Annotated in this window: 23 protein-coding genes; 14 read left to right on the forward strand and 9 right to left on the reverse strand. The window is 65.8% G+C overall.

Features of this window, described 5'->3' with window-relative positions; genetic code table 11:
* The first annotated feature begins 124 nt into the window (after positions 1 to 124).
* From prpB to KW836_RS26530, 13 genes are all read left to right on the forward strand, one after another.
* Positions 125 to 1015, forward strand: a complete 891-nt coding sequence (gene prpB / locus KW836_RS26470) for a methylisocitrate lyase (protein ID WP_175122897.1) — start codon at positions 125 to 127, stop codon at positions 1013 to 1015.
* Positions 1016 to 1104: 89 nt separating this feature from the next.
* Complete coding sequence (prpC, locus tag KW836_RS26475; protein ID WP_056322074.1) at positions 1105 to 2298, forward strand: 2-methylcitrate synthase; 1194 nt, start codon at positions 1105 to 1107, stop codon at positions 2296 to 2298.
* Between the two features lie 73 nt (positions 2299 to 2371).
* Positions 2372 to 3823: a bifunctional 2-methylcitrate dehydratase/aconitate hydratase gene (locus KW836_RS26480; protein ID WP_218345195.1), complete on the forward strand. Its 1452-nt coding sequence runs from the start codon at positions 2372 to 2374 to the stop codon at positions 3821 to 3823.
* 91 nt (positions 3824 to 3914) lie between these two features.
* The gene (locus KW836_RS26485) at positions 3915 to 4343 is read left to right on the forward strand and encodes a CopD family protein (RefSeq protein ID WP_218345196.1); all 429 of its coding nucleotides are present in this window, start codon (positions 3915 to 3917) and stop codon (positions 4341 to 4343) included.
* Positions 4344 to 4928: 585 nt separating this feature from the next.
* Positions 4929 to 6317: a class I SAM-dependent RNA methyltransferase gene (locus tag KW836_RS26490; protein WP_254594174.1), complete on the forward strand. Its 1389-nt coding sequence runs from the start codon at positions 4929 to 4931 to the stop codon at positions 6315 to 6317.
* Between the two features lie 262 nt (positions 6318 to 6579).
* Positions 6580 to 6768, forward strand: coding sequence for a hypothetical protein (locus KW836_RS26495; protein WP_008161862.1), 189 nt, complete (start codon positions 6580 to 6582; stop codon positions 6766 to 6768).
* Positions 6769 to 6901: 133 nt separating this feature from the next.
* Positions 6902 to 7417 (forward strand): RDD family protein, encoded by a 516-nt coding sequence (locus tag KW836_RS26500; protein WP_218345198.1) that lies wholly within the window; start codon positions 6902 to 6904, stop codon positions 7415 to 7417.
* Positions 7418 to 7558: 141 nt separating this feature from the next.
* On the forward strand, positions 7559 to 8464 hold the full coding sequence (locus KW836_RS26505; RefSeq protein ID WP_218345199.1) for a DUF2167 domain-containing protein: 906 nt from the start codon (positions 7559 to 7561) through the stop codon (positions 8462 to 8464).
* Between the two features lie 106 nt (positions 8465 to 8570).
* Complete coding sequence (locus KW836_RS26510) at positions 8571 to 9443, forward strand: UDP-2,3-diacylglucosamine diphosphatase (protein WP_175122903.1); 873 nt, start codon at positions 8571 to 8573, stop codon at positions 9441 to 9443.
* Positions 9444 to 9568: 125 nt separating this feature from the next.
* Positions 9569 to 11284: an acyl-CoA synthetase gene (locus KW836_RS26515; protein WP_218345200.1), complete on the forward strand. Its 1716-nt coding sequence runs from the start codon at positions 9569 to 9571 to the stop codon at positions 11282 to 11284.
* A gap of 2 nt (positions 11285 to 11286) precedes the next feature.
* Positions 11287 to 11808, forward strand: a complete 522-nt coding sequence (locus tag KW836_RS26520; protein WP_175122905.1) for a gamma carbonic anhydrase family protein — start codon at positions 11287 to 11289, stop codon at positions 11806 to 11808.
* A gap of 85 nt (positions 11809 to 11893) precedes the next feature.
* Positions 11894 to 12826 (forward strand): Hsp33 family molecular chaperone HslO, encoded by a 933-nt coding sequence (hslO, locus tag KW836_RS26525; protein ID WP_218345201.1) that lies wholly within the window; start codon positions 11894 to 11896, stop codon positions 12824 to 12826.
* Between the two features lie 98 nt (positions 12827 to 12924).
* On the forward strand, positions 12925 to 13677 hold the full coding sequence (locus tag KW836_RS26530) for a TadE/TadG family type IV pilus assembly protein (RefSeq protein WP_370633078.1): 753 nt from the start codon (positions 12925 to 12927) through the stop codon (positions 13675 to 13677).
* Between the two features lie 37 nt (positions 13678 to 13714).
* Here KW836_RS26530 and ftsB read toward each other — a convergent pair whose 3' ends face one another.
* The 4 genes from ftsB to KW836_RS26550 all read right to left on the reverse strand — a co-directional run bounded on the left by ftsB (position 13715) and on the right by KW836_RS26550 (position 17710).
* Positions 13715 to 14212: a cell division protein FtsB gene (ftsB, locus tag KW836_RS26535; RefSeq protein ID WP_175122908.1), complete on the reverse strand. Its 498-nt coding sequence runs from the start codon at positions 14210 to 14212 to the stop codon at positions 13715 to 13717.
* A gap of 66 nt (positions 14213 to 14278) precedes the next feature.
* The gene (gene eno / locus KW836_RS26540; RefSeq protein ID WP_054429546.1) at positions 14279 to 15565 is read right to left on the reverse strand and encodes a phosphopyruvate hydratase; all 1287 of its coding nucleotides are present in this window, start codon (positions 15563 to 15565) and stop codon (positions 14279 to 14281) included.
* Between the two features lie 4 nt (positions 15566 to 15569).
* Positions 15570 to 15854, reverse strand: coding sequence for a DUF1330 domain-containing protein (locus KW836_RS26545; protein WP_056322046.1), 285 nt, complete (start codon positions 15852 to 15854; stop codon positions 15570 to 15572).
* Positions 15855 to 16057: 203 nt separating this feature from the next.
* Positions 16058 to 17710 carry a CTP synthase gene (locus KW836_RS26550; protein ID WP_175122909.1) on the reverse strand — a complete coding sequence of 551 codons (1653 nt, stop codon included), beginning with the start codon at positions 17708 to 17710 and terminating at the stop codon, positions 16058 to 16060.
* A gap of 220 nt (positions 17711 to 17930) precedes the next feature.
* Between KW836_RS26550 and KW836_RS26555 the strand changes: the two genes are divergently transcribed.
* Positions 17931 to 18929 (forward strand): hypothetical protein, encoded by a 999-nt coding sequence (locus KW836_RS26555; protein ID WP_218345203.1) that lies wholly within the window; start codon positions 17931 to 17933, stop codon positions 18927 to 18929.
* Positions 18930 to 19019: 90 nt separating this feature from the next.
* Here KW836_RS26555 and KW836_RS26560 read toward each other — a convergent pair whose 3' ends face one another.
* From KW836_RS26560 to gsiC, 5 genes are all read right to left on the reverse strand, one after another.
* Positions 19020 to 20810: an aminopeptidase P family protein gene (locus KW836_RS26560; protein WP_218345204.1), complete on the reverse strand. Its 1791-nt coding sequence runs from the start codon at positions 20808 to 20810 to the stop codon at positions 19020 to 19022.
* 14 nt (positions 20811 to 20824) lie between these two features.
* Positions 20825 to 21658, reverse strand: coding sequence for a M55 family metallopeptidase (locus KW836_RS26565; protein WP_218345205.1), 834 nt, complete (start codon positions 21656 to 21658; stop codon positions 20825 to 20827).
* Positions 21659 to 21677: 19 nt separating this feature from the next.
* On the reverse strand, positions 21678 to 22772 hold the full coding sequence (locus KW836_RS26570; RefSeq protein WP_218345206.1) for a P1 family peptidase: 1095 nt from the start codon (positions 22770 to 22772) through the stop codon (positions 21678 to 21680).
* A gap of 145 nt (positions 22773 to 22917) precedes the next feature.
* Positions 22918 to 23817 carry a glutathione ABC transporter permease GsiD gene (gene gsiD / locus KW836_RS26575; RefSeq protein WP_218345207.1) on the reverse strand — a complete coding sequence of 300 codons (900 nt, stop codon included), beginning with the start codon at positions 23815 to 23817 and terminating at the stop codon, positions 22918 to 22920.
* Positions 23818 to 23824: 7 nt separating this feature from the next.
* Positions 23825 to 24745 (reverse strand): glutathione ABC transporter permease GsiC, encoded by a 921-nt coding sequence (gene gsiC / locus KW836_RS26580; protein ID WP_056322028.1) that lies wholly within the window; start codon positions 24743 to 24745, stop codon positions 23825 to 23827.
* Positions 24746 to 24764 lie beyond the last annotated feature (19 nt).

Genomic DNA, 24764 nt, shown 5'->3' on the forward strand with positions numbered 1-24764 from the left:
TGAAATACACCTGTCTCTTCGCTCTCTTCGCGAAAGATCTTGCCGCGGGGATTGTCGCGCAGGGGACAGATTTATTTTTCGGACCCGCGATAAGGTCGTGGGCTACCAAGAACAGGAGACAACCATGGCCAGACCCGAATCGCCCGGCGCCCTCTTTCGCCGCGCGCTCGCCGAAGAGAATCCGCTGCAGATCATCGGCGCCATCAACGCGAACCACGCCCTCTTGGCCAAGCGCGCCGGCTATCGCGCCATCTACCTGTCCGGCGGCGGCGTCGCGGCCGGCTCGCTGGGTCTGCCGGACCTGGGCATCAACACGATGGACGACGTCCTGACCGACGTGCGCCGCATCACCGACGTGTGCGATGTGCCGCTGCTGGTCGACATCGACACCGGCTTCGGCCCGTCGGCGTTCAACATCGCCCGCACCGTCAAGAGCCTCATCAAGTTCGGCGCGGCCGCCTGCCACATCGAGGACCAGGTCGGCGCCAAGCGCTGCGGCCATCGGCCCGGCAAGGAAATCGTCACCACCGAGGAAATGGCCGATCGCGTGAAGGCCGCCGCCGACGCGCGTACCGACAGCGATTTCTACCTGATCGCCCGCACTGACGCGATCGCCTCGCACGGCGTGGACGCGGCCATCGAACGCGCGCTGGCCTGCGTGGAAGCCGGCGCCGATGCGATCTTCGCCGAAGCCGCTTACGACCTGCCCACCTACGACCGCTTCGTGAAAGCCGTCAAGGTGCCGGTGCTGGCCAACATCACCGAGTTCGGCAAGACGCCGCTTTTCTCCGTCGAGGAACTGAAGAGCGTGGGCGTGGGCATGGTGCTCTATCCGCTGTCGGCCTTCCGCGCCATGAACAAGGCCGCCGAGGCCGTCTACACCGCGATCCGCCGCGACGGCCACCAGAAGAACGTCGTCGACCTGATGCAGACGCGCGAAGAACTGTACGACCGCATCGGCTATCACGAATTCGAATCCAGGCTGGACGCGCTCTTCCAGAAGGGCAAGGCCTAGTTGCGCAACGTCAGGCGCGCGCCGCGGCAGACCCGCGGCGGCGCCCGCCCCCATTGCATCTTCCATCGCGTAAGGAAAGGAGTAGAGACATGAGCACGGCTCCCAAGAAGCAAGAAGCCAAATCGGACGCCAAGCCGGAAGAAAAAGCCGGTTTCAAGCCCAAGAAGTCGGTTGCGCTGTCCGGCGTGGTCGCGGGCAACACCGCACTGTGCACCGTCGGCCGCAGCGGCAACGACCTGCACTATCGCGGCTACGACATCCTGGACATCGCCGATACCAGCGAGTTCGAGGAAATCGCCCACTTGCTCGTCCATGGCAAGCTGCCCAACAAGGCCGAACTGAAAGCCTACAAGGAAAAGCTGCGCAGCCTGCGCGGCCTGCCCGCGCAACTGCAGGTCGCCCTGGAAGCCCTGCCCGCCGCCAGCCATCCGATGGACGTGATGCGCACGGCCGTGTCGGTGCTGGGCTGCGTGCTGCCTGAAAAGGACGACCACAACACCCCGGGCGCGCGCGACATCGCCGACCGCCTGATGGCCAACCTGGGCTCGGCCCTGCTCTACTGGTACCACTACAGCCACAACGGCCGCGTCATCGACGTGCAGACGGACGACGACAGCATCGGCGGCCACTTCCTGCACCTCTTGCATGGCGAAAAGCCCAGCGACGAATGGGTCAAGGCGATGCACATCTCGCTGAACCTGTACGCCGAGCACGAATTCAACGCCTCGACGTTCACGGCCCGCGTCATTGCCGGCACGGGTTCGGACATGTTCTCGGCCATCTCGGGCGCCATCGGCGCACTGCGCGGCCCCAAGCACGGCGGCGCCAACGAAGTCGCATTCGAAGTCCAGAAGCGCTACGAAACGCCGGACGAAGCCGAGGCCGACATCCGCCGCCGCGTGGAAGCCAAGGAAGTCATCATCGGCTTCGGTCACCCGGTCTACACGGTTTCCGACCCGCGCAACAAGGTCATCAAGGACGTCGCCAAGAAACTGTCCAAGAAGGCCGGCACGACCAAGATGTTCGACATCGCCGAACGCCTGGAAACGGTCATGTGGGACGTCAAGAAGATGTTCCCCAACCTGGACTGGTTCTCGGCTGTCAGCTATCACATGATGGGCGTGCCCACCGCCATGTTCACCCCGCTGTTCGTCATTGCGCGCACCGCGGGCTGGTCGGCCCACATCATCGAGCAACGCATCGACAACAAGATCATCCGTCCCACCGCCAATTACGTGGGCCCGGAAGACCAGAAGTTCGTGCCCATCGACAAGCGCAAGTAAAGCCAAGCGGAAGTAAAACCGATCGAGGGCGCGGCATGGCCACCTGTATTCACTTTTCCGAAGAGGTACTGCTATGTCTGCCCCGATCTCGAACGTCCGCCCCGAACCCGACCAGGTCCTGGCCGATATCGCGGACTACGTGCTCAACTACGAAGTCCGCAGCGATCTGGCGTACGAGACCGCGCGCAACTGCCTGATCGACACGCTGGGCTGCGGCCTGGAAGCGCTGGAATATCCGGCGTGCAAGAAGCTGCTGGGTCCGGTCGTGCCGGGCACCTTAGTGCCGCAAGGCGCCAAGGTGCCCGGCACGCAGTTCCAGCTTGACCCGGTCCAGGCGGCGTTCAACATCGGCACGATGATCCGCTGGCTGGACTTCAACGACACCTGGCTCGCGGCCGAATGGGGCCACCCGTCCGACAACCTGGGCGGCATCCTTGCCACAGCCGACTGGCTGTCGCGCACGGCGGTCGCGGCGGGCAAGCCGCCCCTGTCCATGCGCGACGTGCTGACCGGCATGATCAAGGCACACGAAATCCAGGGCTGCATCGCGCTGGAAAACTCCTTCAACAAGGTCGGCCTGGACCACGTCGTGCTGGTCAAGGTGGCGTCCACCGCCGTCGTCGCGCAGATGCTGGGCCTGACCCGTGACGAAGTGATCAACGCGGTGTCGCTTGCCTGGGTCGACGGCCAGAGCCTGCGCACCTACCGCCACGCCCCCAACACCGGCAGCCGCAAAAGCTGGGCGGCCGGCGATGCCACCAGCCGCGCGGTGCGTCTGGCGCTGATCGCGCGTACCGGCGAAATGGGTTATCCATCGGTGCTGACCGCCAAGACCTGGGGCTTTTACGACGTGCTTTTCAAGGGGCAGCCGTTCAAGTTCCAGCGGCCTTATGGCAGCTACGTGATGGAAAACGTGCTGTTCAAGATTTCGTTTCCGGCTGAATTCCATGCGCAGACCGCCGTGGAATGCGCCATGCAGCTCCACGGTCTGCTCAAGTCCCTGGGTAAAAGCGCCGACGACATCAAGCAGATCCGGATCCGCACGCACGAGGCGTGCATCCGCATCATCGACAAGAAGGGACCACTGAACAATCCTGCCGACCGTGACCACTGCATTCAGTACATGGTGGCCGTTCCGGTGCTGTTCGGGCGCCTGACCGCGGGCGACTACGAAGATGAGATCGCGCAGGATCCGCGCATCGATGCGCTGCGCGCCAAGATCGTCTGCATCGAAGACCCCGCGTTCACGAGCGATTATCACAACCCCGCCAAGCGCTCGATCGCCAACGCACTGACCGTGCAGTTCAACGACGGCTCGGCGCTGGATGAAATCGTCTGCGAATACCCCATCGGCCACAAGCGCCGCCGCGCCGACGGCATTCCGCTGCTGGAGGCCAAATTCCGCACCAACCTGGCCCGTGTGTTTCCACCGCGTCAGCAGCAGCGCATCTTGGCGGCGTCGCTGGATCAGGAGACGCTGGAAGCGATGCCGGTCCACGAATATATGGATTTGTACGTGATCTGAGGGCGTCCGGCTGACGGGAGGTGTAAACGGCAGGCGTCTGCGGCTCACACCGGCGCGCATACAATGCGGCTTTCCTCCATCGGATCGCGCCATGGCCATGCTCTGGGTCAAGACCTTTCACATCGTCTTCATCGCTTCCTGGTTTGCCGGATTGTTTTATCTGCCGCGCATCTTCGTGAATCTGGCGCAGACCTCAGACACTGCTGTCCAGGAAACGCTGCTCGGCATGGCGCGCCGCCTGTACCGCTTCACCACCATCCTGGCGGTCGTGGCCATCATTTTCGGGATGTGGCTATACGTGGGTTACCGCATCGGCGTGGGCCCGGGCAATGGCTGGATGCACGCCAAGCTCTTTTTCGTGCTGCTCGTCATCGGCTACCATCACGCCTGTGGCCTCATGCTGCGCAAGTTCGATCAGGGCAAGAACACCCGTTCGCACAAGTTCTATCGCTGGTTCAACGAAGTTCCCGTCTTGCTGCTCTTGGTGGTGGTGGCGCTGGTCGTCGTCAAACCCTTCTGATACCCCTACCTTTGCACATTCGCCAGGATTCGTATGTCCTCTGATGAACAGGACCGCCCGCGCAAGACGCTGACGATCAAGAAAACGGCCCGCGACGCCCAAGCCGAGGGCGCTGCCAAACGCACCCGCACCGGCGCCCGCGCGCGCCTGGTCGCGCAGATCGAGCGCGCCCGCGACAACACCGAACGCCAGAAAGACCCCGAAGGCTACCAGCGGCGCCAGGAAGAAGAGGCCCGCAGCGCCCGCAGGCCGTCCGGCGTGGGCCGCGATGCGCCCGCCCGTGGCACGTCGCCGCGTTCGGGGCAGTCGCGGTCTGGTCAGTCACGCCCCGGGCAGGCCGAGCGCGGCCAGTACGATCGCGGTCCGTCCGACCGTAGCCCGTACGACCGTGGTCCTTCCGATCGCGGCCAATCCGACCGTCCCTCGGCGCGCCGTAGCGCTTCGGACCGCACCCGCGCGGACGACAGCCGCCGTGGCGACGGCCGCCGTGACGACGGCCGCCGTGGCGACGGGCGCCGCGATGACAGCCGCCGCGATGACGCACCCGACTCGCGCGCAGGCCGCACGCCGCAGCGCGCGCCGCGCTTGCGTGACGACCAGTACATTGCCCCGGCGACGCCGGCCGGCCGTTTCTACGATCCGTTCGAAGACGACGGCCCCGCCCCCGAATTCGCGCAAGAGCCCGACCACACCGCAGCATCCGACGACGCGCAGCAATCCGATTTCGCGCACGAAGCCGATGCAGATCACGACTGGGATGCCCCACGCGAGCGCGCCGCCCCCCGCGTCGACGTCCGCAGCCGCCGTCCCCGCGAGCCGCGTCAAGCTGAAACCTTCACCGTCTTCGCCCCCTGCCCCCAAGGCCTGGAAGAAGCGCTGACCGCCGAAATGCAGGCCCTCGGCTACGAAGATGCCAAGGCAGGCCGGGCCGGCTGTTCGTTCACGTCGGACTGGTCCGGCATCCAGCGCGCCAACCTGTACTCGCGTCTGGCCACCCGCATCCTGGTGCAGGTGGCGCACGCCGAGATCTCGCACGAAGACGACATCCTGGATCTGGCCCGCGATACGCCCTGGGAACGCTGGTTCGGCGCCGAACAGACGCTGCGTGTGGACACCTCGGCCATCAAGAGCCCGGTGCAGAGCCTGCAGTACTGCAACCTGCGCGCCAAGGACGGCATCTGCGACCGCCTGCGCGAACTCGAAGGCGAACGTCCCAGCATCGACACGGTTCGGCCCGATGCGCGCGTGCACCTTTTCCTGACGGGTCACACGGCCACGCTGTACCTGGACACGTCGGGCGAATCCCTGTTCAAGCGCGGCTGGCGCCTGGACAAGGGCGAGGCGCCACTGCGCGAAAACCTGGCCGCCGGCATGCTGGCGCTGGCGGGCTGGGATCCGGCGGCGCCCCTGCTGGATCCTTTCTGCGGCTCCGGCACGATTCTGATCGAAGCGGCCTGGATCGCGCTGGGCGTGCCCCCGGGCATCTCGCGCCCGTTCGGTTTCGAACGTCTGCGTGACCACGATGCGTACCGCTGGCGCGACCTGAAGGAAGACGCCCGCGCCCGCATCCTGCCGCAGCTGGACGCACCGCTGGTCGGCTACGACCTCAATCCCCTGGCCATCGAATACGCCCGCAACAACGCCGAGCGCGCCTGGCTGACGGCCGACTCGATCCGTTTTGAAGTGGGCGACGCCCGCGACGTGACGGCGCCCGCCGACCACGGCTGGATCGTCACCAACCCGCCTTACGGCGAGCGCATGGGCGCGGAGCAGGACGCCGACCTGTGGCGCGACTGGGCCACCTGCCTGAAGCGCAATTTCGCGGGATGGGAGCTGCACGTCATTACCAGCGACCTGACGCTGCCCAACCAGATGCGCTTGAAGCCCAAGCGGCGCGTCCCCTTGCACAACGGCGCGCTCGATTGCCGCCTGTTCGGCTTCGAGCTGGTGGCCGCCGGCTACCGCGACGCCTGAGCGCGTTCTGCCCCCTGCGGCACACGCCGCGGGGGCGCCCCTTCCTTGATTCCGCCAGCATCCCACGTTGTAAAAGCGCCGCAACATGCGGCGCCTATCTTTGCTTATGGTGCCCGGCCGCGCGGTTTTGGGGCATCATCAGCACCAAGGTGTTGCCAGGTTGCACCAGCTTGAATCGGCCTCTTGCATAGTTTCAGGGTAAACCCCTATAATCCGGGTTATCCCTAGTAGCAAACAACTGTGCAAGCCCGTGGAGGCTATTGTGATCAACCCGAACAACACCATTCGCCTGACCGACGAACTCGAGCGTCAACTGATGCTCCAGGCTATCGAAGAACAATTCCGCCCGCATCCGATGCGGGCGTTGGCTGCAGGCCTGCGCAAGCTGGCCCACGGCATCAAGGCTCTGGCCGGCAAGACGAGCGCCAAGAACGCGCATTCCGCTGCCTAAGCTGGGCCCAGGCCTTCGGGCCTAACGATTTTCCCCTTGGGGGCTGCATAGCCCCTTTTATAGACCCGCCCTCACCGGCGGGTTTTTTTTCGCGCGAAACGTGGGGGCAACAATTTATGGATAATACGCGTCCATGAATGACGCCCACCTCGACGAGACGCCCAATCGGCTGCGCCGGTTTGCCTGCATGATGTACGAAGCCGTCCTGCTGTTCGGCGTCGTGTTCCTCGCGGGTTACCTGCTGGATACCCTCACCCAAAGCCGCAATGCGCTGGAATTGCGGGCCGCCCGGCAGGCGTGGCTGTTCGTGGCGATCGGCGCCTACTTCGTGCTGTGCTGGCGCCGCCGCGGCCAGACGCTGCCCATGAAGACCTGGAACATCCGGCTGGTGGACCGAAACGGCAACACGCCGTCGACCGGCCTGCTGATCCTGCGCTACATCCTGGCCTGGCCGCTGGTGCTGGCAGGCGCCGCCGTGGTCTGGGGCGCGGCGCTGGCCACCGGTTGGCCGTCCGTGGATATGTTCATCGTGGCGGCCCCCTTTGCCATCTTCATCTGGTCATGGTTTGACCCGGACGGTCAGTTCTTGCACGACCGGATCCTGGGCACGCGCCTGCGCAATGCGCCGCAGGCCAAGAAAGCGCGCTGACCGGCACGCTCGGCGGCACGCGGCCGGCATCGCCGTTTGATGCTTGCCAAGCCGCCCGCTATTTCGCGCGTCTGTTCAGAAAGATGACAGCCGCACGCCCGGACAATGAGGCCCCATTTAATTTACGGCTTCATTCTCACCATGCGCGCATTCCTTTCCCGCCTGTCGCTGGCCCTCGCCAGCGCGCTGTTGTTCCTGCACGCAGGCGCGTCCGCCCAAAACGCATCGGCCCAGCAGGAAATCGAAGCGGCTTCCAAAGCCGCCTTCTCCGCCGCCCGGCAGGGGCCGACCGACGTGACACTGGGCGACCAGGCCACGCTGAAGCTGCCCCAGAACATGTTCTTCGTGCCGCGCCCGCAGGCCGACCGGTTGATGCAGGCCTATGGCAACGGCAAGGATCCTTCCCTGCTGGGCGTCGTGATGCCCAAGAGCGACGACGAGGATTGGGTCGTCACTGTCAATTTCGACAAGGCCGGCTACATCAAGGACGACGACGCCCGCAACTGGAACGTGAACGAACTGCTGGACAGTCTGCGTGAAGGCACCGAGGCGTCCAACGAGGAACGCAAGAAGCGCGGCTTTCCGGAGCTGACGGTGGGCGGCTGGGTGGAGGCGCCCAAGTACGACAGCAATACGCAGCGCCTGGTCTGGTCGGTGGCCGCCAAGCACAAGGACGCCGCCGCGGAGGAAGACGCCACGGTCAACTACAACACCTACGCGCTGGGCCGCGACGGCTACATCACCCTGGACCTGATCACCGAAAAGAACAAGGTGCCCACGGACAAGGCCGCCGTGCTGGCGCTGCTGGACAACCTGCACTACGTGGAAGGCAAGCGCTACGCCGATTTCGATGCCTCGAGCGACAAGGTCGCCGAGTATGGCCTGGCGGCTCTGGTGGCGGGCGTCGCCGCCAAGAAGCTCGGTCTGTTTGCGGTGATCGCGGCTTTCCTGGCCAAGTTCGCCAAGGTCGGCATCCTGGCCGCGGCAGCGCTGGGCGGCGGGCTGTGGAAGCGCCTGAAGGGCAAGAAGGCCACCGGGCAGTCCTGATCCGCTGGACAGGTGGTGCGTGCGCCTGCCTGGCCGCGCGCGCCGTCACAACCGCGTCATGGATTCGTCACGCGCGCGTCATCGGTAGGTGGTCTCATTCTCAAGCATGACCACAGCCCACAGGGAAGCGACCGTGAACGAGATCCAACCGACGCACTGGCGCGCCCTGTGGATTTCCGATATTCACCTGGGCACTGCCGGGTGCAAGGCGGAATTCCTGCTCGATTTTCTGGATCACAACGACTCGGACACCCTGTACCTGGTCGGGGACATCGTCGATGGCTGGCAGTTGCGCAAGCACTGGCACTGGCCCCGCGCGCACAACGACGTGATCCAGCGCATCCTGCGCAAGGCCCGCAATGGCACTCGCGTGGTGTTCATCCCAGGCAACCATGACGAATTCGCCCGCGAGTTCGCCGGATTCGCCTTTGGCGACATCGAGGTCCTGGACGAGGACGTGCACGTCACGGCCAAGGGGCTGCGGCTGCTGGTGCTGCACGGGGACCAGTTCGACGGCGTCATCCAGCACAGCCGCTGGCTGGCGCACCTGGGCGATGGGCTCTACCAGTTTGCGTTGTGGGTCAACCACCATTTCAACCGCCTGCGCCACCGGCTGGGCATGCATTACTGGTCGCTGTCCCAGTACCTGAAGCACAAGGTCAAGAACGCGGTGTCGTTCATCACCGACTTCGAGGAGGCGCTGGCCGGCGAAGCCCGGCGGCGTGGGCTGGACGGCGTGGTCTGCGGCCACATCCACAAGCCCGAACTGCGCGACGTGAGCGGCATCCTGTACTGCAACGACGGCGACTGGGTCGAAAGCCTGTCGGCGCTGGCAGAAACGCACGATGGCCAGCTCCAGCTTCTGGACTGGGCGGTGCTGCAGGCCGAACGCCAGCGCGACCCGGCCAACCGCCCGCCGCGGTCCCTGACGCTGCCCGCCCTGCCCTCCGCACTGCGCCGGCAAGGCAAGCATCCGTGATAACCCGTATGCGTCCCCGTTACGCAACGGGGATATTGCAGTTCACGCCCCTCTAGGTCATGCTTGCACCTGAGTAACGGGCGATATGACCCGTTCACGCCGCAACATGCTTACAACATAGGGCCATGAACGACCAATATCAGGCGCTCTACCAATCATTCCGCTGGCTGGTGCCCACCCAGTTCAACATTGCGGAAGCGTGCTGCCACCGCTGGGCATCCAGCAGTCCGGATGCGCGGCGCATTGCCATCTACTACGAAGATGAGTCCGGCAACCGCGAGGTCTGGACCTTCGCCCGCCTGGCGGAAGCCGCCAATCAGCTCGCCAACGGCCTGGTGAAAATGGGCGTGGGCAAGGGCGACCGGGTCGGTGTGGTTTTGGGGCAACGCCCGGAAACCGTGGTCGCTCATATGGCCATCTACAGCGTCGGCGCGGTGGTCCTGCCCCTGTCGGCGCTCTTCGGCCCCGAAGCGCTGCAAAGCCGCCTGTGCGATGCCGAAGCCCGCGTCGCCATCGTCGACCACGCCTCCAGCGCCAATTTGCTGGCCGTCACCGAACACTGTCCCGCCCTGCAGCAGGTCATCGGCATCGGCTTCGCCGACGAACGTGTGCTGCCATGGCGCAGCCTGCTGGCCCGCCAACCCAACAAATTCAAGGCCGTGCAGACCCGTTCGTCGGATCCGGCCATCCTGCTTTACACCTCCGGCACCACCGGCGCCCCGAAGGGCGCGCTGCTGCCCCACAGCGTGCTGATCGGCAACCTGCCGGGCTTTGTCGCCTCGCAGGACTGGTTTCCCAAGCCCGCCGACGTGTTCTGGTCGCCAGCCGACTGGGCCTGGACAGGCGGCATGATGGACGCCCTGCTGCCCACGCTGTATTTCGGCCACCCCATCGTAGGCACGCGCGGACGCTTCTCCGTGGAACGCGCCTTCGAGCTGCTGGAACGTTATCAGGTCACCAATACGTTCCTCTTCCCCACCGCGCTGAAGATGATGATGAAAGCGGTGCCAGAGCCCCGCCAGCGTTACCAGCTTGCCTTGCGCTCCATCATGAGCGCCGGCGAAAGCGTGGGCGAGACGGTGTTCGATTGGTGCCGAACGGCGCTGGGCGTGACGCCCAACGAAATGTTCGGCCAGACCGAAATGAACTACGTGGTGGGCAACAGCAACAAACGCTGGCCCGCCAAACCCGGCTCGATGGGCCGCCCGTATCCCGGCCACAACGTGGCGGTGCTGGACGACGACGGCACGCCGGTCGCGCCGGGCGCCACGGGCGAGATCGCGGTCAACCGGCTGGACATCCACGGCTTTCCGGACCCGGTCATGTTCCTGGGTTACTGGCGCAACGAGGCCGCCACGCTGGCCAAGTTCAAGGGCGACTGGTGCCTGACGGGCGACCTCGCCACCGTCGATGAGGACGGCTACCTTTGGTATGCGGGCCGCGCCGACGACGTTTTCAAGTCGGCCGGCTACCGGATCGGCCCGGGTGAAATCGAAAGCTGCCTGGTTGGCCACCCGGCCGTGGCCAATGCCGCCGTGGTGCCCAAGCCGGACGCCGAGCGCGGGGCGGTGGTCAAGGCCTTTGTGGTGCTGACGCCGGAATTTGCCCTCCGGGACAGAGGCGAAATCACCGAAAACCTTCAGGAGCACGTGCGCGAGCGCCTGGCGCCGTACGAATACCCGAAGGAAATCGAATACGTGGACGAACTGCCCATGACCACCACGGGCAAGATCCAGCGGCGCATCCTGCGCGAGCGTGAAGCAGAACGCGCGCAGGCCAGCGCGCCCCAGACCGACGTTGGCGCGCCCGTTGCCGCCCCGGCGCGGCAAACGGAGACCTAGGCATGGCCATTTACCAGCTCAACGACCTGATCCCCCGCATCGACCCGCAGGCCTACGTGGCCGACAGCGCCGACCTCATCGGCAACGTCACGCTGGAAGCCGGCGTCAGCATCTGGTCGCATGTATCGATCCGCGCCGACAACGACGCCATCCTGATCCGCGAAGGCACCAACATCCAGGAATCCAGCGTCCTGCACGTCGACGCGGGCTGTCCCATGACCATCGGCCCGAACGTCACCGTCGGCCACCAGGCCATGCTGCACGGCTGCACCATCCACGAAGGGGCGCTGGTCGGCATGCAGGCGATCGTCCTGAACAACGCCGTCATCGGCCGCAACTGCCTGATCGGCGCCGGGGCGATCATCCCCGAAGACCGGGTCATTCCGGACAATTCGCTGGTCATCGGCATTGGCAAGATCGTGCGGGAGCTTTCCGCCGAGGAAATCGCCAACATGCACAAGAACACCGCCCATTACGTGGCGCGCGGCCAACAGTACAAGACGGCCCTGAAACGCATCGGCTGACGGCTCCCCCGAGGGCCCCCGCAAGTGCCCCAACCCCTGCTGCCAGCAGGGGGAATACCCCCCCGCGATCGGCTAACATTCCGCTATGACCGATCAGCTCAAAAAATACCTTACCGAAGACCGCAGCGTCCGCGTCCAAGCGGTGCGCCTGTCTGACACGTGGAAGGCCGTCCAGGCCAACCACGATTACCCGCCCGCCATCACCGATCTGCTGGGTGAATTGGTGGCGGCATCCACCCTGCTCGCCGCCAACATCAAGTTCGATGGCTCGCTGGTGCTGCAGATCCAGGGCGACGGCCCCATCGCCCTGCTGGTGGTGGAATGCCGCTCGGACCTCAGCCTGCGCGCCACCGTCAAGATGCGCGAAGGCCACGACGTGCCCAGCACCGGCGACATGCAAAGCCTATTGAACCCCGGCGGCAATGGACGCTTCATCGTGGTGCTGGACCCGCAGCGCAAGCTGCCCGGCCAGCAGGCCTACCAAGGCATCGTGCCGCTCGAAGGCGATACCGTCGCCGAAGCCCTGCAACACTACATGAAGGCCTCGGAGCAACTGGATACGCGCCTGTGGCTGTCGGCCGACGCCGACCACGCGGCCGGCATGCTGCTGCAGCGCCTGCCGCACCACGGCGGCGGCGAGACCGACCGCGCCCTGACCGAACAGGTGGCCGCCGAGACCTGGGAACGCATCAACGCCCTGGCCGGCACGCTTAAGCGCGACGAGATCCTGGCCACCGACATCGACACGCTCATCCATCGCCTGTTCTGGGAAGAAACGCTCATCGCCTTCGACCCCCAGCCGGTGAGCTGGCACTGTCCCTGCACTCGCGAGCGCGTGGCGAACATGCTGCGTTCGCTGGGCGAAGCAGAGGTCAACAGCATCCTGGAAGAGCGCGGCCAGGTCGACGTCGCCTGCGATTTCTGCGGCAAGCCTTACAAGTTCGATACGGTCGACTGCGCGGCGCTGTTCTCGGCGAGCCAGACGTCCTCCGGAGATGAGCCTCCCACCGTGCATTGATGATTGATGCGTCCCGGCGGCAAGCCCGCCGGAACGTTTTTGTCACGCCGGATTGTCCTTATCGACAGGCGGTCATGGGCGCGCCACACTGCGCAGCCATGACCGCCTTAATTTTTTCTTGCCACTTACGCGCCGTACGCCGGCAACACGGGGCCGCCGCCCTCGAGTTCGCCGTGGCAGGCGCCATCGTGCTGCTGCTGGGCCTGCTGTGCGTCGAGGCCGCGCGGTGGCACGGCGCGCGCCAGATGGCGCACCTGGCGCTGATGGAAGCGGCGCGCGCCGGCGCCACGGGCCATGGCGACCCGGCCCGGCTGCGAGCTGCCTTTCTGCAGGCGCTGCTGCCGCTGCATGCGAGCGCCAGCGGCCCGGCCGGCGCCATTGAACGGCGGGATGGCGCGATGGCAGCACTGAAGGCATTGATGGGGGCCCCGCCCTGGCGCATTGAAGTGCTGCGGCCCGACGACCAGTCGTTCCGCGAGCACGGGCGGCCGGACTTGCAGGTGGCTGGCGCGCCGGGCCTACGGACCATCGACAACGGCTACCAGGATCTGCAGCATGCCCGCCGCCCGCCACGCCCGGGCGGCCAGGACATCTTCCTGGCCAACACGCTCAAGCTGCGGCTGACGTATCTGCACAAGCCGCTGCTGCCGCCGTTGCGGGCGCTGCTGGCCGTGTCAGGCCGGCGGGATGGCACCTACACCGGCCACGCGCTGACCCGCGGCCTGCTGCCCATCGTGGTGGAGCTGGAACACGAAATGCACACGCATCCGGTCGACTGGGCGCGCAAGCGGCCCCATCCGGAAGGCGTGGTGTACGGGGAGTGCCGGCAGTTGCGCTGCGGCTCAGGATAGGCGGGGACGCCGCCCGGTCAAAAAAAACCGCCGGGCATCACTGCCGGGCGGTGGAATTGGAATTGTTGGCGCCGGTCGTGGCGGCGGGTCTGGCAGGCGTTGCCGACGCGGGCCGGGGCGTGGCCGTCGTCGAAGCAGGCCGGGTCGTGGGCGCGGCCGACGCAGGCCGGGCAGCCGGCGCATTTGCGCGCGCCGGGGTGCCGGTTACGGCAGGTTTGGGCGGCGCTTCGGCGGAAAGCGAGGCGCCGGCGGGCGGCTGGGTATTCTGGGGCAGGATGTGCACGAACACTTCGCCGTCCCGCATCATGCCCAGCTCTCCGCGCGCCCGCTCCTCGATGGCTCCCGATCCGCCTTCCAGATCGCGCACTTCGGCCTCAAGCGCGGCATTGCGCGCGCGCAGGCCTTCGTTGGTCTCGCGCTGCTCCGCCACCTGGCGTTGCAGATCCCAGACCTTGAACCAGCCGCCCTTACCCAGCCACAGCGGGTATTGGATCAAGCCTAGCAGCACGAACAGCACCAGGAACAACAGGCGCATACGCGGGAACCTCAACTGTCGTGGCGTGGATGCGGCCCTGGCAAGACGCCGGGGCCGCGCTTCTTATCAACGCAGGTTGTAGAAAGCTTCCAGGCCGGGGTACGACGCCACTTCAGCCAGCTCTTCTTCGATGCGCAGGAGCTGGTTGTACTTGGCCATGCGATCCGAGCGCGACAGCGAGCCGGTCTTGATCTGCATCGCGTTGGTCGCCACGGCGATGTCGGCGATGGTCGAGTCTTCGGTTTCGCCCGAACGGTGCGAGACGACGGCGGTGTAACCGGCGCGCTTGGCCATTTCGATGGCGGCAAACGTTTCGGTCAGCGTGCCGATCTGGTTGATCTTGATGAGGATCGAGTTGGCGACGCCCTTCTGGATGCCTTCACGCAGGATCTTGGTGTTGGTGACGAACAGGTCGTCGCCCACCAGCTGAACCTTCTTGCCGAGCTGGTCGGTCAGGAGCTTCCAGCCTTCCCAGTCGTTTTCGGCCATGCCGTCTTCGATCGAGATGATCGGGTACTTGTCGCACCACGTGGCCAACAGGTTCGTGAACTCTTGCGAGGACAGCGAGATGCCGCCTTCGCCGGCCAGCGTGTACTTGCCGTCGCGGTAGAACTCGGAGCTGGCGCAGTCCAGGCCCAGGGCGATCTGCGTGCCCGGCTCGTAGCCGGCTTCGGTGATGGCCTTCAGGATGAGCTGGATGGCGGCTTCGTGGCTGGGAACGTTGGGCGCAAAACCGCCCTCGTCGCCCACGGCGGTGGACATGCCCTGGCCGTGGATCAGCTTCTTGAGCATGTGGAAGACTTCAGCGCCCCAACGCAGGGCTTCGCGGAAGCTGCCGGCGCCCACCGGCAGGATCATCAGCTCCTGCAGGTCCAGCGTGTTGTTGGCGTGCGCGCCGCCGTTGATGACGTTCATCATCGGGACGGGCATGCTCATGGGGCCGCTGCCGCCGAAATAGCGGTACAGGGACAGGCCCGATTCGTCGGCGGCGGCGCGGGCCACGGCCATGCTGGCTGCCAGGATGGCGTTCGCGCCCAGACGCTCCTTGGACTCGGTGCCGTCCAGTTCGATCAGGGTGCGATCGACGAACGTCTGTTCCTGCGCGTCCAGACCCATCAGGGCTTCGGAGATTTCGGTGTTGAGGTTTTCAACGGCGCGCAGCACGCCCTTGCCCAGATAACGGCCCTTGTCGCCGTCACGAAGTTCGATGGCTTCGCGGGCGCCGGTGGAGGCGCCCGACGGCACGGCCGCACGGCCCATGGCGCCGGATTCCAGCAGCACATCGCATTCCACGGTGGGGTTGCCGCGCGAATCCAGAATCTCGCGGCCGATGATGTCGACGATTGCACTCATGACTTTACATTCCCTGAACGATAAACATATTCATGACGGCCGCGCCTTCGCGGGCATTGCGGGCACGGCGGTACTGCCAGGAATCGTAGAACGCCTGCGCCGCGGCCATGGACGGAAATTCCATGACGACGGTACGGCCGGGTTCACGCCCCTCAAGGTGCTTGGATTCGCCGCCGCGCACCAGGATCTTGGCATCGTACGCGCGCATCGCGAGCGTGGACAGACGCTTGTAGTCCTCGTACTGCGCAGGCTTGGTCACTTTGACGTCGGCGATGAGATAAGCACTCATGGGGTTCCTTCAGAGCAGTTGCGTTGGTTGGGGGCTGACGCCGGATACGACGCCGCCGCCAGTGTCGCGCAAGGCGCACGGGCGACGCATATCCGATGCTAATCGGTTGTATCCGAAAGAAGCGCCGCCGTATAGGGCGGCGCTGGGGAAACGGCCCGCGGCCCCGAGGATCCGCTTACGGAACTCAGGACCGCGGACGCGCATCAGGCCTCCTGGCCGCGGCGAGCCTTCTGCTCGATGGCGGCGCGGATGTAGCTGGAGAACAGCGGATGGCCGTCGCGCGGGGTGGACGTGAACTCCGGGTGGAACTGGACACCGACGAACCACGGGTGGTTGGGCAGTTCCATCATTTCGGGCAGGTTCTCGGTCGGCGTGCGGGCGCTGATCACCATGCCGGCTTCTTCCAGGCGCGGCACGTAGACGTTGTTGACCTCGTAGCGGTGACGGTGACGTTCGTTCACTTCGTCGCCATAGATGGTCTGCGCGCGGGTGCCGGCCTTGATCGGCACGCGCTGCGCGCCCTTGCGCATGGTGCCGCCCAGGTCGGACGAGTTGTCGCGCTTTTCGACCTTGCCTTCGCGGTCCATCCATTCGGTGATGAGTGCAACCACCGGGTGCGGTGCGGAGGGATCGAATTCGGTGCTGTTGGCGCCGCCCAGGCCGGCGACGTGACGGGCGAATTCGATGACCGCCAGCTGCATGCCCAGGCAGATGCCCAGGTACGGCACGCCGTTTTCACGGGCGTAGCGGATGGCGGCGATCTTGCCTTCGGTGCCGCGCTTGCCGAAGCCGCCCGGAACCAGAATGGCGTCCAGGTGCTTCAACTGGTCGGTGCCGCGGGTTTCGATGTCTTCCGAGTCGATGTACTCGATGTTGATCTTCGAGCGCGTGTGGATGCCGGCGTGAACCAGGGCTTCCGTCAGCGACTTGTACGACTCGGTCAGGTCGACGTACTTGCCGACCATGCCGATGGTGAGCTGGTGCTCGGGGTGTTCCAGCGCTTCGACCAGGTTGTCCCACATGGACAGGTCGGCCGGCGGCGGGGTCAGGCCCAGGGCTTCGCAGACGATGTTGTCCACGCCTTGCTTGTGCAGCATGGCGGGGATCTTGTAGATGGAGTCGGCGTCCCAGACGGAAATGACCGCGTCCAGGGGCACGTTCGAGAACATCGAGATCTTGGCGCGCTCGTCGTCCGGAATACGGCGGTCGGCGCGGCACAGCAGCGCGTTCGGGTAGATGCCGATTTCGCGCAGCTTCTGCACCGAGTGCTGCGTGGGCTTGGTCTTCAGTTCGCCGGCGGAGGCGATGAAGGGCACCAGCGTCAGGTGCACGAAGGCCGCGTTGTTGCGGCCCATGCGCAGGCTCATCTGGCGGGCGGCCTCGAGGAACGGCAGCGATTCGATGTCGCCGACCGTGCCGCCGATTTCGACGATGGCAACATCGGTGTTGCCATTCCAGCCGGCTTCGGCGCCACGGGCGATGAAGTCCTGGATTTCGTTCGTGATGTGGGGAATCACCTGGACGGTCTTGCCCAGGTAGTCGCCACGGCGCTCCTTGCGCAGCACGGATTCGTAGATCTGGCCGGTGGTGAAGTTGTTCACCTTGTGCATGCGAGCGGAAATGAAGCGCTCGTAGTGGCCCAGGTCCAGGTCGGTTTCGGCGCCGTCTTCAGTGACGAACACTTCACCGTGCTGGAAGGGGCTCATCGTGCCCGGATCGACGTTGATGTAGGGGTCGAGCTTCAGCATGGTGACCTGCAAACCACGCGACTCGAGAATGGCAGCAAGCGACGCAGCGGCGATGCCCTTGCCCAGGGAAGACACCACACCGCCGGTGACAAATACGTATTTGGTCATCGTAATGAGCACCCGGGACGAGCGGGCGCGTGCGGGAAATTTGGATTATAGCCGGGCGACGCGACTTGTTTGGGTTTTCCCCTAGCGCCGTGCGGGTAACAATTGGCTGCACTCGGCAAGGCAACGCTGCGAGCCGCGCCACGCGCACGTGCTATGGTCGCTCCCTATTTTTCGACCGCTGCCTTCCCGGCAGCGCCCTCCGTTCTTCACCCTCGCGCTGATGACCGACTCCACCCGTCCTGCCTATTCCCTTGCCTGGCGCATCGCTGTCGCCGCCGTTCTGCTGCGGCTGGCTTATTCCGTGCTGGTGCAGGCCTACACGTTGATGACGCCGTTGCCCTACGGCGACCAGATCCGCGCGAGCTACATGCAGCCGCCGGTGCTGGCCCCGCTGCTGGCCACCCTGGTGTCGACCCTCCTGGTCGTGGGCCTGACCGCCTGGTGCGCGACGCGCCAGTGGCTCGCCCGGCACGATGCCGCGACCGTGAATCAGCCCGGCAGGATGCTGGCTACGTTCCTGGCCCTGCAGGCGCTCTACACGCTGTGCCTGTCCAGCGGCGTCGGCATCGCACAGAACGTGCTCATGATCGGCACGTTCAAGAGCGGCTCCTGGCTCGAGGAAGCATTCGGCCTGGGCATCGTGGGCCGGTCCATCGCCATCAACCTGATGATCCGCGCCGTCACCATCGTGCTCGAAGTCATCGGCATCTGGGTGGCGTTGCGCATTGCCGCATGGACGGCGGGGCCCACCGGCCCGGGCGCCGGTCTTACGCTGACGCGGCGGCATGTGGCATGGATTTGCGGCCTGACCGTCCTGATCTGGCAGACCAGCTTCTCCATCATGCTCGGCGGCTTTCTGCAGATGCAGACGCTGGAAGCGGGTTGGGCCGAGTACGCGCTGGGCTATTGGGTATTGCCCGTCGCGCTGCTGGCGCTGGTCACGATCGTGTGCCTGAAGCTGCTACCCCGCGCCTTTGAATACGCCGGCACCGGCCGGGCCGTGGCGCTGGGCAGCCTTGCGTTCTGGTTCGCGCAGGTGCTGGGCCTGGGCGCCGGTCTCATCATCCTCAAGTCCATGACCTGGGAGCAGTTGGCATGGGCCGCCCAATCACCGGCGTCCGCCGCGCTGGTGCTGCTGGCCTACGGCGCATTGCTGTCGCTGGGTTGCCTGGTGGCCACGCGCCTGCTCTACCGCAATCAAGGCGGGTCCGTGCGATAGCCTCAACCGCGCGCCATGAAAAAAAGGCCACGGCGTCATGCGTCGTGGCCTTTCTGCTTTGCGCCGGGCGCCGCCGGCATCAATGCAACGTCAGATCGCTGCGCAACGCAGCGTCAACCACGCCAGCGCCTCACCCTCGACCAGCGGCGACAGGCGTTCGAACACCGTCTTGTGATAGTCGTTCAGCCAGTCGATCTCGTCCTCGCGCATCAGCGAAGGCTCGATGCAGCGCGTGTCGATCGGGCACATCGTCAGCGTTTCGAAGCACAGGAATTCGCCCAGCTCCGAGGTCAGCCAGCTGCGGTTGGCGACCAGGTTCTCGATGCGCACGCCCCAGCGGCCCGGACGGTAGATGCCCGGCTCGTTGGATGTGATCATGCCCGGTTCCATGGCCGTGTGCGGGCCCGGCATCGCGCGGTACGAGATGACCTGCGGGCCTTCGTGCACGTTCAGGAAATAGCCCACGCCGTGACCCGTGCCGTGGCCGTATTCCGCGCCGCCTTCCCAGATGGGCGCACGCGCGATGGCGTCCAGCATGGGCGACGGCGTGCCGCGCGGGAACGATGCGCGCGACAGCGCGATCATGCCCTTGAGCACCAGCGTGAAGTCGACCTTCTGGTCCGCGCTGGGCGTGCCCACCGCCACCACGCGAGTGATGTCGGTGGTGCCGCCCCGGTACTGGCCGCCCGAGTCGATGAGCAACAGGCCGTCGCCCTCGATCGTGGCGTGCGATTCGGGCGTGGCGCGGTAATGCGGCATCGCGCCGTTGGCATTGAAGCCCGCGATGGTGGCGAAGCTGGGGCAGACGTAGGCGGGACGGCGCGCGCGGGCGGCCGTGATCTGCTCGTCGATGGTCAGTTCGGTAATGGTTTCCTTGCCCAGCGCGCCTTCGAACCAGGCGAAGAATTCGCACAGCGCGGCGCCGTCCTGCGCCATCGCCTGGCGCACGTTGGCCAGCTCTGCGTCGGTCTTGCGCGACTTGAGCAGCGTGGACGGGTTGATGGCTTCCACGCGCGGCACGGCCGGGTCCATGGCATGGAACACGCCGCAGGTGACGCGGGCCGGATCGATCAGCAGCTTCTGATCCTGTTCCAGCGAAGCCAGCGCATCCGCCGCCTGGGCATAGTCCGCCACTTCGACGCCGTCCGCGGCCAGGATGGCGCGCAGGTCGTCGTCGATCTTGCCATCGGCCACGAACAGCGTGGCGTGATCCAGGCCGATCAGCGCATGGCCGACGAAGACGGGGTTGTAGTCCACGTCCGCGCCGCGCAGGTTGAACAGCCAGGCGATGTCGTCGAGCGTGCAGACGAAATGCACGTCCGCGCCGTGCTTGCGCATCGCGTCGCGCACCTGCGCCAGCTTGTCTGCGCGCGTCACGCAGGCTTCGGGCGCCACGTGTTCATAAATTTTGGCGTCCGGCAGGCCGGCGCGATCGTTCCAGACTTCGTCCAGCAGGTCTTCGCGGATTTCCAGCACGGCGCCGGACGTTGCCGCTGCAGCCGACAAGGCCCGGAAGGCGCCCAGGCCCAGCACCGCGCCGTCCACGCCGATGACGTCGCCCGCGCCGGTATTGGCGGCCAGCCAGTCGACATGGCCCGGCGTCGATGCCAGCGCGATCTTCATCAGCTGCACGCCGGTGCCGGCGAGCTGCGCTTCGGCCTGCACCCAGTAGCGGCTGTCTACCCACAGACCAGCGAAGTCCGCCGTGACCACCAGCGTGCCCACCGAGCCCGTGAAGCCCGACAGCCAGCGCCGCCCTTGCCAGCGGGCCGGCAGGTATTCGGACAGGTGCGGGTCCGAGGAAGGTACGACGTAGGCGGTCAGACCGCGGCGGCTCATGGCCTGCCGCAATTGGGCAATACGGGCGTCGGTGCTAGACATGGGAGATGGGATCCTTAGCGCAACATGAAAGACATGGCGCCCAGGCTGTTCAGCGTACGGATGGCGGACTGCATGCTATCCGTGGTGAATCGCAAGGTGACGCCGTCCACGCGTTCGAGCGTGGGCCACATGCAGAACAGGTCGGCCAATGCCGCGCTCTGCGTCTGCAACCGGCATTCTATAGGCGCGGGAATGACGAAAGGAACGGCTTTCTTGTCGCCGCCGCGCTTGAAGTTGCGCACGGCGGTTTCGGCGGCCGCGGCAATCGCGCGGCGGGACGCTGTGGGCGACAACGTGACGCCGCTGCCCTGCCCGTGCGCGACCTTGGTCTGCACCCATTCGGCGCCGGGGAAGGTGTCGCGCGTTTCCGCGATGAACACATCGTCGCCGGTGCCCAGGATGACGGGCACGCCCAGTTCGCCGGCAAGCGCGCCGTACAGGCCCGCTTCACCCAGCTCCATGCCGTTGATGATGACGCGCGCAAACGCGAAGCTGTTGATGGTGTGGGCCAGGATGCCGCGGCCCTGCGAGCGCGAGTGGTAGCCGATCATGAAGACGGCGTCGCACGCTTCTTCCAGCCCGCCCATCATGCCCAGGTAGCGCGGCTTGCCCAGCACCAGTCGGGCGCGCTCGTCCAGGCCGTCCGGCAGCAGGTTGCGAAAGCCGCCGTGCGAGTCGTTGACCAGAATCTCTTCGGCGCCGCCCGCAATGGCGCCCTGCACGGCCGCGTTGGCCTCGGCGGTCATCCAGGCGCGCGCGCGCTCGTATTCGCCATTGCCGGCGCGGACCTGCTCGGGGTGGAAGACGCCGGCGACGCCTTCGATATCGGTTGAAATCAGGATCTTCATGAGTTGGCCTTCAGGATATTCAGAATTCGGTAGCGGACAGCCACTGGCGCCAATCGGGCGCGGCATGGCGGATGGAATCGCGGTGATTGCCGTCGCGGCCGGTCACGCTTTCTGCGTGCCACAGCGCGGCAATGATGGCCTGCTCGCAGGACTCGGCGGCGGCTTCGAACAGCGGATCGATGCGGGCCTCGTGCAGCATGGCAATCGCGGGCATGGGCGACTCGGCCAATTGCGGAATCGTGTATGCCGTGGAAAACGCCAGCGCGATGTCGCCGCTGCCGTGCCCGAACACCGAGCCGGTTCGCGCCAGGCCCGCGCCGGCGCGCAGCGACAGACGGCGCAACTGGCGCGAATCCAGCGGCGCGTCGGTGGCCACCAGCAGGATGATCGAGCCCTTCTCGGGCGCGATCACGGCGTTCTCGCCCTGCTGCGCAAGCCCTTGGTCAAGCTGGCTCGCCAGACGGCGGCCGAACGGCCTGCCCGCCACCGTCAGGTTGGGCAGGCGGCCGAAGTTCGACAGCACCAGCGCGCCCACGGTGTACTGCGGGCCGTCCTTGATCTGCGCCACGCGCGAGGCCGAGCCGATGCCGCCCTTGAACGAGAAACTGGACATGCCGCGGCCGGCGCCCACGGCGCCCTGCGCGAACTGTTTACCGGCGGCGGCCAGCGCCGCGGCGTAATGGGATTCCTGGACTGCCAGCGCCTGGATGTCGTTCAGGTAGCCGTCGTTGCACTCGAAGACCAACGGATTGACGGTGGCCATGCCGCGGCCGATGGCGGGGTTGGCGGCGACCGCCGCGCGGATCTGCGCATTGGCCACAGTGCCCACGCCGAACGTGTTGGTCAGCCCGATCGGCGTTTCCAGCACGCCCAGTTCCTGCACCTGAACCAGGCCGGTGCTCTTGCCGAAGCCGTTCAGCACGGTGGCCGCGGCCGGCGTCTTGTCCAGAAAGGCATCCCCGCCATGCGTGCGCACGACGGTCACGCCGGTCTGCAGCGGGCCCTCGGCCAGCGTGCAATGGCCAACGGTGACGTCGCCCACGTCGCAGATCGAGTCCAGCGGCCCCGACGGCAGTACGCCGATACGCGGAATGTCCAGCGCTTGTTTGTCCATGTTCGTCTACGTGTCGCCACGCTCCAGAATGCAAAACGCCGCCACCCTGGGTCCGGGGCACGCGCTGGCAAGCGCGTGGCGGACGGAGGCGGCGGCGGAAAAATCGCCCTCCACGCCGGCCCTCGCAAGAGGCCCGGCGGCAGGTTTACTTGCGGTCGATCTTGGGATCGAGCGCGTCGCGCAGGCCGTCGCCCAGCAGGTTGAACGCCAGCACCGTCAGGAAGATCGCCAGCGCCGGGAAGATCGCGACGTGCGGTGCGATGACCATGTCGGCGCGTGCTTCGTTCAGCATCGCGCCCCACTCCGGCGTGGGAGGCGAAGCGCCCATGCCCAGGAACGACAGGCTGGCGGCGGTGATGATCGAGGTGCCGATCCGCATCGTGCCGTACACCACGATCGGCGAGATCGTGCCGGGCAGGATGTGGCGCATGATGATCGTCCAGTCGGACGCGCCCACGCTCTTGACGGCTTCGACGTACGTCATCTGCTTGATCGACAGCGTGTTGCCGCGCACGAGGCGGGCAAACGCGGGCACGCTGAACACGGCCACGGCCACGATCACGTTGACCATGCTGGAACCCAGGATGGCGACCACGCCGATGGCCAGCAGCATGCCGGGGAACGCCAGCAGCACGTCGGAGATACGCATCGTGATGCGTTCCCACCAGCCTTCGTAGTAGCCGGCCATCAGACCCATGAAGGTGCCGACGATGGCGCCCATGGCGACCGACAGGAAGCCTGCGGCCAGCGAGATGCGCGCGCCCATGACGATGCGGCTGAAGATGTCGCGACCCAGCGAATCCACGCCCAGCCAGTGCGTCAGCGACGGACCGGCGTTCAGCGCGTCATAGTCGAAGAAGTTCTCCGGGTCGAACGGCACGATCCACGGCGCGAAGGCCGCGACAATGACCAGCAGCATGACGAAGAGGCCGGCGCCGACGGCAAGCTTCTGCTTCTTGAACTTGCGCCAGAACTCGGTGGCGGGCGTGCGCACGTCGTTCTTGGGGACGGCGGCGATGGTCGCGGCGGGTGTCGTATTGCTCATGGCCGCCTCACTTGTAACGGATGCTGGGATTGATGACGCCATAGAGCACGTCGACAATCAGGTTGATCAGGATGAATTCCAGCGAGAACAGCAGCACGAGGCCCTGGATCACCGGATAGTCGCGCTGGGTCACGGCGTCCACCAGCAGGCGGCCAAGGCCGGGCCAGTTGAACACGGTCTCGACCACGATCGAGCCGCCCAGGAGGAAGCCGAACTGCAGGCCCATCATGGTCACGACGGGAATCAGCGCATTGCGCAGCGCGTGCTTGATGATCACGCGGCGCTCGGACAAGCCCTTGGCGCGGGCGGTGCGCACGAAGTCTTCCTGTACGACTTCGACGAACGAGGCCCGCGTGAAACGCGCCATCACGGCAGCCACCGCGGCGCCCAGCGTGATGGAAGGAAGAATGTAGTGTTGCCAGGTCGATGCGCCCACGGTGGGGAGCCAGCCCAGGTTCACCGAGAAGATCTGCATCAGCATCATGCCCAGCGCGAACGCGGGGAACGAGATGCCGGACACCGCCAGCGTCATGCCGAGACGGTCAGGCCAGCGATTGCGCCATACCGCCGACACGATGCCGATGATCATGCCGAAGCCGACTGACCACACCATGCTCGCAAGGGTGAGCCACAGGGTGGGCATGAAACGGTCGGCGATTTCGGTCGAGACGGGGCGCTTGGTGCGCAGCGAGGTCCCGAGGTCGCCCTGCAGCATGTGGCTGAAGTAGCGCACGAACTGCTGCGGCAGGGGCAGATCCAGCCCAAGTTCCTTGCGCACGAGCTCGACGGTTTGCTGGTCGGCCTCGGGGCCAGCGGCCAGCCGTGCCGGGTCGCCCGGAAGCATGTGCACAAACAGGAACACGACCACCGCTACCAGCAGCAGCGTGGGGATCATGCCCAGAAGACGTTTGACGATGTAGGTCAGCATTGAAATTCCTGCAACATCG

The organism is Achromobacter sp. ACM05 (genome assembly GCF_019218915.1).
In the GTDB taxonomy this organism is placed as follows: domain Bacteria; phylum Pseudomonadota; class Gammaproteobacteria; order Burkholderiales; family Burkholderiaceae_B; genus Achromobacter; species Achromobacter animicus.